The 17,611-nt window shown below is 38.2% G+C and carries 5 protein-coding genes; all 5 read left to right on the top strand.

Going from position 1 to position 17,611, the window contains the following annotated elements:
* Positions 1-1,404 (top strand): T9SS type A sorting domain-containing protein (locus ACY2RS_RS08670; RefSeq protein WP_490098247.1); only part of this gene is annotated, 1,404 nt, incomplete at its 5' end.
* A 120-nt stretch (positions 1,405-1,524) separates the two neighbouring features.
* A complete protein-coding gene (locus ACY2RS_RS08665) occupies positions 1,525-3,183 on the top strand; it encodes a helix-turn-helix domain-containing protein (RefSeq protein WP_490098246.1) in 1,659 nt (552 codons plus the stop codon).
* A 140-nt stretch (positions 3,184-3,323) separates the two neighbouring features.
* Complete coding sequence (locus ACY2RS_RS08660) at positions 3,324-7,529, top strand: HYR domain-containing protein (RefSeq protein WP_490098245.1); 4,206 nt, start codon at positions 3,324-3,326, stop codon at positions 7,527-7,529.
* Between the two features lie 248 nt (positions 7,530-7,777).
* Positions 7,778-12,232 (top strand): DUF8693 domain-containing protein, encoded by a 4,455-nt coding sequence (locus tag ACY2RS_RS08655; protein WP_490098244.1) that lies wholly within the window; start codon positions 7,778-7,780, stop codon positions 12,230-12,232.
* A gap of 270 nt (positions 12,233-12,502) precedes the next feature.
* Positions 12,503-17,560 (top strand): M36 family metallopeptidase, encoded by a 5,058-nt coding sequence (locus tag ACY2RS_RS08650; RefSeq protein ID WP_490098243.1) that lies wholly within the window; start codon positions 12,503-12,505, stop codon positions 17,558-17,560.
* Positions 17,561-17,611 lie beyond the last annotated feature (51 nt).

Here is a 17,611-nt window from a genome sequence, read left to right as displayed (position 1 = left end):
CTAGCCACTGCAAGTGATAACTGTAGCGCAACCATAACATTGACACAAGACCCACTAGCAGGAACCATAGTAAGTACGGGTGTTACTACCATTACCATTACGGCAAACGATGGCACAAACAGTGACGCTTGTAGCTTTGACCTAACCGTAACAGATGATCTAGCACCAACAGCAGTCTGCCAAGATATTACCATACAACTTGACGCTATGGGAATGGCTACCATTACCCCTGCCGATATTGATGGCGGCAGCACAGATGGCTGCGGAGCTATTACAACATCAATAGACATAAGTTCATTTGATTGCAGTAATGTTGGTGATAATTTAGTAACACTAACCGTTACAGATGCAAGTGGAAATACAGACACCTGTATGGCAACAGTAACAGTAGAAGACATCACGCCACCTATGGCAGTGTGTCAAGACATTAGCATTCAACTTGATGATATGGGTATGGCTACCATTACTCCTGCCGATATTGATGGAGGAAGCACCGATGCTTGTGGTATTGCTTTAGTAGAAATAAATCAAGATTCTTTTGACTGTTCCAACATAGGAGACAATACAATAACCCTTACCGTAACAGATGTAAATGGGAACATGAGTTCTTGTGACGCAACAGTTACTGTCACAGGGTCTAACCAAACACCTATGGCAGTTTGTCAAAATGTAACCATTGCACTCGATCAAAATGGCATGGCAACCATTACTCCTCAAACCATCGATGGAGGATCAAGTGGTGGTAGTTGCCCTTCAGATTTTACAGTAGACATCGACACCTTCACTTGTGATGATATTGGTGCACCTGTGCAGGTAACGCTTACGGTTACAAATGCATCTGGAATTAGCGATAGCTGTATCGCTTTTGTAAATGTGATTGATACCCTCGCGCCAGAAGTATTTTGCCCAGCAGACCAAACCGTTACTTCTACAGGACCTTACATTTTACCTGACTATTTTGCAACGGGAGAAGCGATGGCCATCGATAATTGTACAGATCCAATTACTGTTTTTGATCAAGATCCAAATCCAGGAACACCATTAGCGCAAGGAACCTACATCATTACACTAAGCGCAGAAGATGATAATGGTTTTGAAGGAGAATGCGAGTTTACACTTATTGTAGATGATCTTTTAGGTACTTCGGAAATTTTAGATACCCTAGACACCGTGTTTGTATATCCAAACCCGTTTTCAAATAAGATCACTATTGAAAATCCGAAGCTACTTTCTCTAGACACCATACAGTTGTATGATGTAACAGGAAGACTGGTAAAAGCATTTAACATTTCCGAAGTGATTGAAAAACAAGAAATTTACCTCAACGAATTAGCAAGTGCGGCCTACTTCTTAAGAATTGAAAGCGGTTCAAATACAAAAATTATAAAGCTCATTAAGGAATAAGGAAACACTTTTTATCTCTTTTTAAAAATCCGTTTATATCTCATAAACGGATTTTTTTATAACAGCTATTCCTTATAACTTTGTGTAGACCTCAATAGGTGCAAAACCAACACATCATACATGCGTATCCTCCTCTATCTTCTTCTTTGCACTTCTCTTTCTATAGTAGCTCAGGATGAGAAAATTTTATCGCATACCAAAACCCAACTACCCCTTTCTCTTGATAGCATTACTGCCTACAAAGAGGCTTCGAAAATTGCGCACAGCAAAGGAGATTTTGAAGTTTTTAGAACCTATTGCCAAGCTATTTTGGACATTGCAAAAGCCAATAATTTAAAAAAATTAGAAGCACAGGCTCTTACCAATATTGGTATTTATCATAGCAACGTAGAAGAACTAGATCTAGCTATTGAAACCTATATTGCATCTGCAAACCTCATGCAGGATTTTCCAGAAGACAAGAGATCTAACCTTTCCATTCTGGTGAACTTAGGGAATTTGTACAACAAAATTAAAGACCACGAAAAGGCTACAAAGACGATGTTAGAGGTTATTGAGCGCGCTGGAAGTGTCGCAGATACAGATAACTTTTTAATGGCTGCATATATAGGACTTGGCACTGCATCAAAAAACAAAAAAGACTTCAAGCAATCTATTGCTTATAACACAAAAGCTAGGGATCTAGCAATAGCCCTTAATCGAAAAGATGTGATTATCTCCTCTTTACTAAATCTAAGCGATGATTATCTATTACTCAAAGAATACGATAAAGTAATTGACAATTGTAAAACCATACTTGCCGACCTAACAGAAGAAGACTCCAAAAAACAAAAAGCCAAAGCCCTTTTTACGTTAGGAGCTGCTCAATTTCAAAAAGGTCAGCTAAAAGAGGCCAGAAATAACTTGGAACAATCCATAACGGTAGCTTCTAATATCAACCTCTTTAATGTAAAAATGAAAGCCCACAAAACGCTGGCTAATGTATATGAGATGGAAGGCAATCTACAAAAATCACTAGAAGAACAAAAAAACTATACTACAGCTAGAGAAGCTTATTTAAATACCCTCTCTAAAGCACAACGACTCGAATTAGAAATAGCCTCTAATGAAAAAACTGCCTTATTATCTGAACAAAGTGAAGCACTTAAAAAGAGCGCCAAAGAAAAATGGCTATTTATAATTTCTGGTGGGCTTTTAAGCATTGCATTGGCTGGAACATTTTTATATTTCAGAAAAAGAAAAGAAACATTAGAAGAAGAATCTACGCAACTAAAAAAGGACTCTTTATTACTTAGAAATGAAAATGAAGTTTTAAAAGACAAACTAAAGGAAATTGCTAGTTCCATAAAAAAAGAACAAACGACAAAGAAAACTACTTCGTATCAAAATTCATCGTTAACAGCATCAGATCAGGAAACATACATGCAGCAAATTTTAGATTTTATGGAGCAGCAAAAGCCCTATTTAAATCCTGAAATAAAGCAATCTATTCTTGCCGAAAAACTCTCGATGAGTGTGCATCTTTTTTCTGAAATATTAAATGTTTGCTTTCATCAAAACTTCAATAGCTTTATCAATTTATACAGAGTAAGTGAAGCAAAATCATTAATGTCGAACCCAAAGTATAAAGAATATAAAATCTTAGCGATTGGATATGAAGCTGGATTCTCCAGTAAAACTTCTTTTAATAGAGTGTTTAAAAATTTAGTGGGTTGTACGCCTTCTGAATATTTAAAAAATAAAACATTTGAGAACCAAATGACAGATAGTGCTACTTAGAAAGCCATCTATAGATTGGTCCAAGTTTTTAAACAATCGTATGTTCCACTTTATAAGTTGGAACGCTTTTTTATCGTAAATTTCTTATTATTGATTCTTGTTTTAAAAGAACTACAAAACCAAGTCCCAAAATACTCCTCATGAAAAAACTCGTCTATACTTTATTTTTAATTGTCTTACCTTATGTTTCATTCTCCCAATATGTCCAGTTAGGTGATGATATTGATGGAGAGTCATTTGGTGATTTTTCAGGTTGGAGTTGCTCTTTAAGTGATGATGGGAATAGACTCTGTGTAGGAGATAGGTTTAATAATGAAGGTACTGCAACTAGTAGTGGTGGCTCTAATTTTGGACAAATACGCTGTTATGAATGGAATGGAACCAATTGGATTGCTCTGGGAAATGAAACTCACGGAGAGGTAACTGCAGATCATTTTGGTAGTTCTATTAGTCTAAATGCCGCAGGAGACACCTATATTTCTGGCGCAAGGAATGGAACTGTAGGTCCCACCAGAAATGGATATGCCAGAGTGCACCAACTAATTGCAGGCTCATGGCAACAAATAGGAGCCATTTTTGAAGGACAAGCAGAAGGTGATGAACTTGGAACATCAGTAAGTATAAATGCCGCGGGAAACATTGTAGCAATTGGAGCACCCGGAAATGATACCAACGGTGCAAATGCAGGTCAAACTACCATTTATCAATTAGTATCAGGGACGTGGCAACTTCTAGGAGCCCCAATAAATGGAATTAACCAAGATGATGATAGTGGATTTGGAGTATCATTAAGTGATGACGGACTTACAGTAGCTATTGGAGCACCAGATGACGATAGCTCTGGTGCACAAGTAGGAGCCGTTAGAATCTATGATTATAATGGTACTGCATGGGTACTAAGAGGCAATGTCATTAATAGTTCTGCTGATGTTGACAAATTTGGATACAATGTATCGATAAATGCAAACGGCACTATTGTTGCCATTGGTGACCCAGATAGTGATGAAGCTGGCTTTAATTTTGGATTGGTTCAATTATACCGTTATAACGGAACTGCTTGGGTGCAATTGGGTCAAAACTTGGTTGGGGGCAATACCTTTGACGACTATGGACATGCTATATCACTAGATTCTGCTGGGAACACACTCGTTGTCGGCGCCAATCAATCTACATCAAACCCTGGATACGCAAGAATTTTTGAATTTAACGGCACTAACTGGATACAAGTAGGTAGTGATATTGATGCAGAAAATACTGGTCAAACACAATCACAATACTTTGGTCATTCAACCAGTATGAGTGGGGATGGCCTTACTGCAGCCATCGGTGATTATTACAATCAAAACGAAGGCGACACCTTTCCTATTCCAAAAGGTAGTACAAGGGTTTTTAGACGAGATCCACTTGCTACTACAGACCCTATCGCTATTTGTCAAAACATTACTATAGTCCTTGACGCAAACGGAATGGTAAGTATTGTTCCCGCAGATATTGATAACGGCTCCTCAGACGGTGACGGTCCTGTTACACTTAGTATCGATCAGAATATGTTTACATGTGCAGATATAGGAACAAATACAGTAATACTCACAGTAACTGATAGTGAAAACAATACAGATACATGCCAAGCTATTGTTACTGTTCAAGATACAACACCTCCAACACTAACATGTCCAGAAAATCAAACGGGTTTTGCAGATGCAAATTGTCAGTTCCAGCTTCCCGATTACACAACCGATGCAATAGCTAATGATAACTGCGGAAATATTACAATAACACAAAGTCCTATAGCTGGTAGTACTATAAACGTAGGAAGTACAACCGTTACGCTTACTAGCAGCGACGGCACAAATTCTGTTACGTGTACATTCGATGTTCTTGTAACAGACAATATACCACCTACCGCAGATTGTGTAGCACCTTTTAACCTAGCACTAGAAGCTAATGGAATGGTTAATATCACTGCCGAAATGATAGACAACAACTCTACAGACGCCTGTGGAATTGGATCTCGAACCATAGACATCACTCAATTTACTTGTGACAACTTGGGAGAAAACATAGTAACACTTACTGTTATAGATAGTAATGGAAATGAGTCTACCTGCAACACTACAATAACAATAGAAGACCCTTTAAACTCTTGTAACATTCCTCCAATTGCCAATTGTCAACCTGTAATAGTTTCGGCAAATGAAAATTGTGAAGGAATTGCGATAGCGTCAGATTTCAACAACGGCTCTTTTGATCCTGAAGGCGAAACACTTACACTTACAATAGTGCCAGAGGGACCGTATCCAATAGGAATAACGACCGTTACACTCATAGTTAATGATGGTATGGTAACTAACTCCTGTCAAACTACCATAACGGTAAATGACACAACACCACCTACTATCTCTTGTCCAGAAAATATGACAGTGAGTACAGACGAAAATTGCTCATTTATAATTCCAGATTATACTACAATGGGTATAGCAATGGACAATTGTAGCATTGCCGTAATAACACAAACTCCAGCAGTTGGAACAGTAGTCCCGCAAGGAAATTATACCATCACACTTACCGCAGATGATGGAGTCTTACAAGTAAGTTGTACATTTAATTTAGAAGTAATAGATAACATACCTCCAGTAGCATCCTGCCAAGATATTACCATTCAATTAGATGCTACAGGAATTGCTAACATTTCTGCAACAGATATTTCTAATATGAGTTCAGATGCTTGTGGCATTGCTTCTATCGAAATTGATATTAATAGTTTTGATTGCTCAAATGTTGGGCCAAATACTGTAACACTTACAGTTACAGATACCAATCAAAATACTGCTACATGTACTTCTGTTGTTACTGTTGAAGATAGTATAACACCTGCTACAATATGTCAAGATATAACGGTTACATTGGATGCGTCTGGAACTGCGATTATTGTTCCGGAAGACATCAATAATGGAAGTTCAGACAACTGTGAAATTGCAAGCTTAGCACTTGACATTGATACTTTTAACTGTACTAATTTGGGTAACAATATAGTGACACTCACAGTAACAGATGTAAACGGAAATGCAAGCAGTTGCACAGCTACTGTTACGGTTGAAGAAACAGAAGCTCCTATAGCAATCTGTCAAGATATAACTGTGGCCTTAGATGCAACTGGAAATGCAACTATTGTAGCTAGTGATATCGATGGTGGAAGTACAGACAATTGTGTTATTTCAAACTCAAGTATTGATACAACTACTTTTACCTGTGATGCTATTGGATCTAACCTAGTAACGCTCACTGTTGAAGATGCCAATGGAAATACAGACACTTGTACAGCGACCGTAACCATTGTGGATGAAATGCCCCCAATGGCAATATGTCAAAACATCACAATTGAACTTGATGATAATGGTGCTGCAATAATTCAAGCATCAGATGTAGATGGAGGAAGCATAGACAATTGTGAAATAGCCACTATAAGTATTGATACAACGATGTTTGATTGTTCAAACATAGGCGAAAATTCTATACTCTTAACCGTTATAGACACCTCAGGAAATCAAGCTAGTTGTGAAGCAATTGTTACTGTAACAAGCACAAATAATATTGAAGCCCAATGCCAAAACATTACAGTACCCCTAGGACAAGATGGAACCGCAACTATAACTCCACTTTCTGTGTATGCAGGACCTGATATTAGTTGTCCAGATGGCATATTTAGCATTGACATTGACACCTTTACTTGTAATGATATTGGTACGCCAGTGATTGTAACCTTGAGTGCCACAAACAATAATGGTATCACCACAACATGTCAAGCCTTTGTGAATGTAGTAGACACCTTAGGTCCAGAAGTGCTATGCCCAGAAGACCAAACCGTAACCTCAGAAGGTCCTTATATCTTACCCGATTATTTTGCAATTGGAGAAGCTATGGCAATTGACAACTGTACCGAACCCGTAACAGTATTTGATCAAGATCCAAATCCAGGAACTCCGATGCCGCAAGGAACCTATACTATTACGCTAAGCGCTGAAGATGAAAATGGTTTTGAAGGGGAATGTGAGTTTACTTTGATTGTAAATGATCTTTTAGGTACTTCGGAAATATTAGATACCCTGAACACGGTGTTTGTATACCCAAACCCGTTTTCAAACAACATCATTATTGAAAATCCGAAACTACTTTCTTTAGACACCATACAATTGTATGATGTAACAGGAAGATTGGTAAAAGCATATAATATTTCCGAAGCTATTGAAAAACAAGAAATTGATCTCAATGAATTAGCAAGTGCAGCCTACTTTTTGCAAATAGAAAGTGGAGCTTCCACTAAAATAATACAGCTTATCAAAGAATAATTTCTTAACAGTTTTATCAAACCGCTCCTTTTGTTGAGCGGTTTGTCTTTAAGAGTCCTCAAATACGTAGATAAATCTTCTTGTTTATCGATTAAATGTAAGTTTTTCAAGATTATGTGTGTAGTTTGTAAAATTTAGTTATTTTTAGCGCAGATTTTTTTTTAAGTTATAAAACATTGTTTTATGGTGGAATTTAAAAAGAAATTCACCCAAATAAACTATTTAAACGACTCATTAATATTACAATCATGATTAAAAAATTAGCCCTTGCTATGCTAGCCTTAAGTTGCACTATCACAACCTATGCGCAACAAAATTATCAACCAAGTGAATCACCAACGTTAATTCTAACACCCAAAAGTTTTCATGTTTCAGAACCTGTAAGAAATTCTCCTGTCTGTGATGATCTAACTACTTTTGATGGGTACATCGTTCCCAAAAATGGTGTCTTAACTACGAGTGGTGAAATGAGCGACAAGCGTAAACGTAAGCTTTCTCACTTAAACTCTGCTGGTAAAAGTTCTTCACAAGTCGATCCTCTTTTAGGAAAATCTTATCAAGCAACTCATGAAACAACAACAAGAGCACCAATCACCTCTTTTGAAGGTATTGGCGCAAATGTAAGTCCGCCAGATCCATCTATGGCTGTTGGGCCAAATCATGTTGTTACTATGGAAAATGGTGTGTGGGCAGTATATGATAAAGCAGGAAACATGGCCCCAACATTCCCAAAACCATTAAATGACCCATTATCTGGACCAAACCATGCAGACAATGCAGGAGATCCAGTGGTAATGTATGACCGTGAAGCTGACAGATGGTTTATTTCTCAGTTTCAATTGTCTGGAAATGCCTCATTAAGCGATGATGTATTTTTAGTTGGTGTATCTACTACTCCTGATCCAACAGGAGCTTATAATGTGTATGAATATGAATTAACCCAAGGAAATGATTATCCACATTACGGAATATGGGGTGACACCTATGTAACTGCAGGTAACTTTACAGGAGCTCAAAAAGTATATACCTTTAATAGAACAAAAATGTTAGCAGGTGATGCTACAGCAGAGATTGTTGGATTTTCTCCTGCTGGTCTAGGTGCTAGTGGCTTTGCTGCTCCAATTCCAGTACACAGTGAAGCAACAGGTTCGGCGACAGGACCTGCTAAAATTTTATACTACCAAGACGATGCTTTTGCGGGTGTTACAAGTGATCATATTGGTATGTGGACCATCGACATGGACTGGAGTAATATTCCAGGATCTGTAATTTCTACTAAAACTGAAATACCTACAGCACCTTTTGATGCTGCCATTGCAGGTGGTTTTTCAAACCTACAACAACCAGGAACAAGTGTACGTATTGATGCCATTGTTGGTGCTGTAATGAACATGAGCCACTGGTATAAATTTGATACCCATGAATCTATTATTTTAAACTGGGTTGTTGAGGTTACAGATGGATCTCAAATATCTGGTATTAGATGGGCAGAATTAAGAAGTTTTGACAATGGCGCTACTTGGAGTCTATACCAAGAAGGAACCTTCACCGACCCAACAGGAAATAATGCTGTATTTATGGGTTGTATGTCTATGGACAAAGATGGAAATATTGGTATGGGATACACCAAAACAGGTGCTGCAGAGTTTCCTTCATTATACTACACTGGAAGAAAAGCTGGAGATTTCTTAGGCGAAATGACCTTCACCGAGGATCTTGCAATTGCAGGTAATACAGTGACTACAAACGACCGTTATGGAGATTACGGACAAGCAGTAAGAGATCCTAACGACGATCTAACTATTTGGGTAACTTCTGAATATTCTGGAGCACCAGACAAAAAAGTTCGTGTTTACTCTTTTAAATTGGCAGATCAAGAAACTACAGATGTTGGAGTAAGTGATATCACTACACCCGTTAGTGGAACTGGATTATCCAATGCAGAAACAGTAACTGTTAACATCTCAAACTACGGAACTACAACACAATCTAACATCCCATTAACGTTAAGTCTAGAGGGAACACAAGTGGCTTCTGAAATGTACACAGGAAGTATTGCTCCTGGAGCTATTGTACAATACACATTTACACAAACTGTAGATTTATCTGCAGTGCAAGATGATTACATTTTACAGTCTTGTACAAACCTAGGTGGAGACCAACAAACAGCTAATGATTGTGCGAACAGAAAAGTATCAAATCTATTAGGAACTGACCTTGCAATCACAGCCATTTTAGCGCCTCTTGGCGGACCCAATATGACGGCTACCGAAGATGTGACCTTTACCTTAGAAAATGTTGGTGGAACTTCTCAAACAGACATACCGTTTACAGTTACCATAGATGGAGGAACACCTACTAACGGAACGTATGGGACACCAGTGGCTGCTGGAGAAGCTATCAATTTAACTTTTGCAGATCTTGCTGATGTTGCTGCCTTAGGAGATCATACTATTTGTGTAACAGTAAACCAACCTGGTGATGGTGATGCTACTAATAACCAGTTATGTATTGATATAGTAACTTTAGGATGTGCAGGTGCCGCTACTACAGGGTGTAGTATTGATGGTATAAAGCAATTAATCTTAGCAGGAATAACAGTAGACGATGGTGGTAGTGGATGTAATACAGAACCTGCAACGGGTCCAGCTGGATATGCCAACAGAATGGATATTGAATTTGATCTTGATCGAGCAGCAGGCTCTAACACACACATACTTCAAGCAAGAACGGACTGGAACCCAGAAGCACTTGAAGTGTGGATCGACTTTAATGACAATTTCACTTTTGAAGCTGGAGAGCAATTAATTGACACAGATTTTACAATTGAAGATGCGTTAGAAAGTTTTAATCTTGTCATTCCTACTGACGCTGCAATAGGATCACATATCATGAGAATGAGAGCATACGACAGTAGTGCTGCAGGAACTCCAAACGATCCATGTGGAGATGTAGCCTATGGTGAAACTCACGATTATACAGTAAACATCTTAGATTCAAGTCTTGGAGATTGCCCAACAACGACAACCTATGCTGGCGGAAGCTGGGACAACGGAGCTCCAACTGCATCTGTAAATGCTATTATTAATGGCACATACAATACTACAACTGCAAGTATTGATGCGTGTAGCTTGACAGTAAATGGTAGCTTAACAGTAGCTGCAAACACCTATGTGAACATCACAAATGATATTGACGTATCTGCAACAGGAACGATAACGGTACAACACCAAGGAAGTGTGGTGCAAATAGACCCAGCTGGAACAGCAACAAATGCAGGAGCCATAAATGTAGCACTTACAACAGCTACCTTGAAACCTCGTGACTTTATGTTATTAGGTAGTCCAATGACAGCCGATGTACCTTTTGGTGTTAATAATCCAATTTTCAGAATACTACAACACAATACAGTAGATTTCTTACCGCACCCTGATGTACAATTAGCATTTCCTGGTGGAGCAAACTTTGTAGATGCAGATAATAACGACTTTAGTCTACAAACTGGAAATTTTGGAGTTGCTAAAGGATATTATGTTTGGCCACAAGCTTCATTACAAGATGGTAATACTACATATGATTTATTATATGAAAATGGCACTTTTAATACAGGTGAAGTAAAATACAACTTGGCTTTCAACAACATTGGTACGGCTGCAGAAAATAAAAATGCAAGTCCGAATGTGATTTCTAACCCGTATCCATCTCCGATTTCTGGTGCAGACTTCTTGAGTGCAAATGCTGCTGCTGATGAATTGTTTTTCTGGGAGCACAACTCTTCTCCTAGTAACACATTCCCAGGAGCCAATAGTGCAAACTTTAACATGGCAGACATCTCTGTATTCAATGCAATGGGCTTTAACCCTGCAGCTACTGGAAGTCCAATTAGTGGAGGTCCTGGAGATATTTCAATTGCTACTGGACAAGGTTTTAGTATTAAAAACAATGGTGCTGCTGTAGATGTTACGTTTACAAATAGTATGAGACGTACCACAAATAATACGACGCTAAGAAACCCTCAAGATGTTGACAGAATGTTAGTGCGTATTAAAGACAACAACTTTGATTTAGGAAGCACTACCTTAATTGGATTTACAGAAAATGCAACACGAGGATATGACGCTGGGTATGACTCAGAAATGTTAGGAGCGCCAGTTACAGTATTCTCTCATTTAGATGATGGTTCTGGAGCGTATGCAATTCAAGGTCGTGAAGCATTTAACACGGATATTGAAATTGACCTTGGATTTATTTCACAAATTGACAAAGACAATAGTTATACAATATCTATAGACTCAATTGAAGGAAACCAATTATCTAGTGCAACTGTTTATTTGGTTGACAATTTCTCAAATGTAGTTACAAATCTTTCTAAACAAGCCTATACGTTTAACAGTGTAAAAGGAATTTTCAATAGTAGGTTTACTATAAGATTTGTTGAAAATGAAGCATTAGGAATCAATGAACTTGCGTTAGAAGCAATCTCTGTATCCCCTAACCCTGCAAAAGACATTGTTACAATTTCTTCTCCTTCTTCGGAAATAGTAACCATCGAATTAGTAGATGTTACCGGAAAAGTAATGAAGCGTTTAAGTCCAAATGCTAACAAAGCGCAACTAGATATAAGCAACTTTAATAGTGCTATTTATTTCGCAAAAATCACGACAGAGAATGGAATTAGTACCAAGAAAATACTAAAAATGTAATAGTATAAAGCTTCCAAAAAAGTCATCTTAGCACCCTAAGATGACTTTTTTATTTGTAATGAATTTAGAGGGTAAAAATCAAAAACTGAGAAAATTGTGATATTATTCAAAAAAATTCTCTCGGTATTTGTATACAAAAGTGTTGTGACACCTATAGATTCTAAGTAATTTTGCTACACAATAGACTGTTAGATTACTTGCACATTAAAATCTAACAAGAGAGCTTCTGTGAGAGCTATTATAAATAAACTCGCAATTAAAATTAAGTTTATGAAATTGAAACAAGTACTCCAAATTTTTGTATTGTTATTATGTGTTCAAACATTTGCTCAAAAAACTGCTAAAAATGAAAAAGCTTCTAACGCTATTTCTCTAGAGCAATTAATTCAACAAAAGAGCAATACGTATATAATTACAAGTCAACACACCAGTAGTGTTAGTGGTATTACACATACCTATCTTAGACAAGCCATCAATGGTTTAGGAATATATGGTACAGAATCTAGTGTACATACAGATGCCTCTGGAAAAACATTAATCACACACAACAACTTCTTAAAAGAGGTTTCAAATACAGTTACTTCTTCAAGTGCTTCACTTTCTGCTTCAGATGCAATTAACGCTGTAGCAAATAAAATGAACTATCGCATCAGCGAGCTTGTTGCTCTATCTTATGAAGGTGGTATTGCCAACAAAACAATTTTTAATGGCGCTAATATTTCAGAAAAAGAAATTCCAGTAAAACTTATATACTTTTATTCAAGAGCTACAGGTACTAGAATGGCATGGGAACTTTCTATAAAAGAAACCGAAGGTGCAAACTGGTGGAACTTTCAAGTAGATGCTTCTACAGGAGAAATACTTTTTAAAGAAAATTGGACTGTGTCTTGTAATATCTTAGGAGATCATGAAGCACACAACCACGATGTGGCTAATATTTCAGAAAAGAGACATAACAAAACAACAATTTCAAATACTGAAACTACAGCAACGGCTTTAGTTGGAAATTACAATGTATACCCAATGCCTGTAGAATCTCCTAACTATGGTGGACGTTCTTTAGTTGCAGATCCAGATAATGCGTTAGCTTCTCCTTTTGGGTGGCATGATACCAATGGAGCAGCTGGAGCAGAATTCACCATTACTCGTGGAAACAATGTACATGCTTATGAAGATGGAGACAACCCTGGTTATAGTCCAAATGGTGGGGCCGGACTTGTTTTTAACTTCCCAATAAACGAAACATATACAAATGCTGATCAAAGTGAGGATGCAGCAATAACCAATTTATTCTATTGGAACAATATCATTCATGATGTTGTGTACCAATACGGATTTGATGAAGCTTCTGGTAACTTTCAAGAAAATAACTACGGAAATGGTGGTGCTGGAGGCGATTCTGTAAATGCAGAAGCACAAGATGGTTCTGGAACCTGTAATGCAAACATGGGTACTCCTGGTGATGGAGGAAATCCAACCATGCAAATGTATGTTTGTGGAAACAGAGATGGTGATTTAGACAATGGTGTTATTGTTCACGAATATGCACATGGTATCTCAAATAGACTTACAGGAGGTGCCGCAGCAGCGGGTTGTTTACAAAACACAGAACAAATGGGAGAAGGATGGAGTGACTACTATGCACTAATGCTAACCATTGAACCAGGAGATGCAGGACCAGATGCAAGACCAATTGGTACGTGGCTAACTGGTGTTGGACCAACAGGTGCTAGTATTAGAACCTTTGACTACAGTACAGACTTTACAGTAAATCCGCATACCTATGATGATATTATGACAGAATCTGTACCTCACGGTGTTGGATCTGTATGGGCAGCAATGCTTTGGGAAATGACATGGGAGCTTATAGCTACAGAAGGTTTCGATCCAGATATCTACAATGGTACTGGAGGAAATAACATTTCACTTAACCTTGTTACAGAAGCAATGAAACTACAACCTTGTTCTCCTGGATTTATTGATGGTCGTGATGCCATTATAGCAGCAGATCAAGCTATCTACGGTGGAGCTCACTTATGTGAAATTTGGGAAGCTTTTGCGAGAAGAGGATTAGGATTTAGTGCTACTCAAGGAAGCTCAAATAGTAGAAGTGATGGTGCAGAGGCTTTTGACCTCCCTCCTACTTTTTCTAGTTTCGACACTATTGATGAAGTTTGTCTTGCCGATGGTATTCAAAATGGATTAGGTGGTGGTTCTCCTGTAGGTGGAGTCTACAGTGGTGTTGGTGTTACCGATGATGGTAACGGAACAACCTATACCTTCGATCCATCTATATCGGGTGCTGGACCCGTAGTGATTAGCTATGCAACTACAGATTTTTGTACTGGAGCACCAGGGACACTTACAGATACTATTCTTGTCACCGACCAAGCACCAGAAATTATTTGTAAAGGTGCTGGCCTATTAGTAATGAATGGGGTTGCAGAAGATGCTCCTGCACTTGCCATTGAAGATTTAAATACAGTAACTACAACAATTACTATTGCCGAAAATGTAAGTATCACCGATTTAAATGTTCGTTTAGATATTGCACATACCTATGTGGAAGATATGATCATCACGTTAACGGCTCCAGGAGGTGCAGCTACTGCTACCATTTTTAATGGAGGAGCAGACGGATGTTCTGGTGATAATATGGTATTATTATTTGACGATGAGTCTGCCAATGCATTGGCATGTAGTGGTGCTGGAAATGCCTTTTCTGAACCCGACTATGTTCCGAGTAATCCATTGACTGCTTTTGACGGAGTCATGACTCAAGGTGACTGGACGCTTTCTATTCAAGATACATTTAATCAAGATCCTGGCGTTTTAAACGCATGGTCTTTAGAGTATACCTATGAAGTAGATTCGCAACCGCTTGATGTATTTTTAGATATTACCCAAAATGCAACCGTGAATGCAGATGATTTCTTAGAATCTGTAATGGTAGCTTGTGGTGGGTACTCAACTCTAGCGGGAACTCCATTTGCTGCTACAGTTTCATTTACTATTGCAGACGTAGGACTTAATAATGTAGAAGTACAAGTAACTAGTAGTACAGGGCAAGTAGTAACATGTACTGCCATTGCGAATGTAATTCCTAATACTTCTGGCGGACAAGAAATTAACTGCCCAACAGATGTTACCATAAATTGTGGTGAAGATACATCTCCAGCAAACACTGGAGAAGCCCTAGCAGTATCAGATTGTGATCCAAACCCAACAGTGACATTCTCTGATAGTGTTGAGCAAACTTGCGGTAACACAGAAATTATAACAAGAACATGGATCAGTGAAGATTCTTGTGGGAACCCAATTGTAAGTTGTATTCAAATTATCACCGTTATTGATGAAGTTGCACCAAGTGCAGAATGTCCAATGGATATGACTGTAGACACCGATCCTGATCAATGTACCGCTGTTGTAGAATATCCAGTTGCTGGTTCTGATACCTGCGGAAATATTACAGTAAACCAAACAGGAGGATTACCATCGGGTAGTATGTTCCCAATTGGTACTACACTAAATACATTTGACATTATTGATGACTGCGGAAATGTTACACAATGTTCATTCTCTGTTACCGTTGAAAACAATACTGTACCTGAAGCAATTTGCCAAGACATTACCGTACAATTAGACGCAATGGGAATGGTAATTATTGATGCTGCCGATGTAAACGGGGGCACTGGTACTGTATGCAGTAGCACAAATGCTTCTATCGACATCAATACCTTTACCTGTGAAAACATTGGACCAAACAATGTAACACTTACAGTGGTTGATGAAGAAGGAAACGAATCAAGTTGTGTTGCAGTGGTAACTGTTGAAGACATGGTAGCTCCCGAAGCTATTTGTCAGAACATTGTTGTACAATTAGATGCTGCTGGAACTGCTACGATAACTCCAGCTATGATTGATGGAGGAAGCACAGATGCTTGTGGTATTGAAAGTTTGGCAATTGACATAACTACCTTTGATTGTTCAAACATTGGTAACGATAATGAAGTAACACTTACGGTTACAGATATCTATGGAAATATAAGTTCTTGTGTTGCACAAGTTACTGTTGAAGATACTATATTCCCAACAGCAAGTTGTCAAGATATTACTGTGGAACTCGGTGCAGATGGAACAGTAACGATTACTGGAGAGGACATTGATAATGGAAGTTCAGATAACTGTGGTGATGTAACATTTGAAATCAATCCAACTACCTTTGATTGCTCTAACATTGGTACTAATGAAGTAAACTTAGTAGTAATTGATAGCAACGGCTTGGCTTCAGAATGTTTTGCAATTGTAACAGTGCTAGACAACATTGCACCAACAGCAATTTGCCAAGATATTACCATTACACTCGATGAAGATTATATGGCTATTATTGAAGCTAGCGATGTAGATGGAGGTAGCACAGATAACTGTACTATTATTACTACAGAAATAGACATCGACTTCTTTGACTGTGAAAATCTTGGTGAAAACATTGTAACCTACACAGTTATTGATCAAAGTGGTAACGAAGCTACGTGTACTGCTACAGTAACAGTTGAAGAAGGTATCTTCCCTCCTAACGCTGTGTGCCAAAATGTAACAGTGCCCTTAGGACAAGATGGAACAGCAACAGTAGATGCAAGTGCTTTTGATGGAGGTTCTACAGGATTGCGTTGTGTAGATGCATTAAGCATTGATAGAGAAAATTTCTCTTGCGATGATATTGGAGATCCAATACTCATTGAGTTTACAGTGACAAACGCAGCTGGTGAGACAGATAGCTGTTTCGCTTTTGTAAATGTAGTAGATGGTCTTGCACCAGAAATTACCTGTCCAGATGACCAATCTGTAACAAGTGACGGAGCATACATTTTACCTGACTACTTTGCCAATGGATTGGTAACTGCTTCAGATAACTGTACAGAACCGTTAACAGTATTAGATCAGGACCCGACACCTGGTACACCTATGGCACAAGGATCACATACAATTACTATGTCTGTACAAGACAGTGGAGGCTTTAAAGCAGAATGTGAATTTATTCTAGTTGTAGATGATTTATTAGCAACAAATGATAATGCTATTGACTTGGCAACCATTAGTTTGTATCCTAACCCTGCAGATCAGTATATAACGCTAAGCAATCCTAGAAATGTAGCGCTAACAAACGTTGCCATCTATGACATTACTGGAAGACTCGTGTTTACACAAAACTTAAATGCTGCAACGCAAGAGAATACTATAGCTATTGAGCAATTACAAAGTGGAAATTACTTGGTACTTATTCAAAGTGAGTTAGGACAAATTACCAAACAACTTTTAAAAGAGTAATGCTTTAAAATTTCCGACTTAGTATACCATTGCTCTAGCGAAGGTATAAAC

The organism is Patiriisocius sp. 208BN25-11 (genome assembly GCF_058147145.1).
The sequence above is the reverse complement of the archived record's forward strand: the minus strand, read 5'-3'. Positions and strand labels throughout refer to the sequence as shown.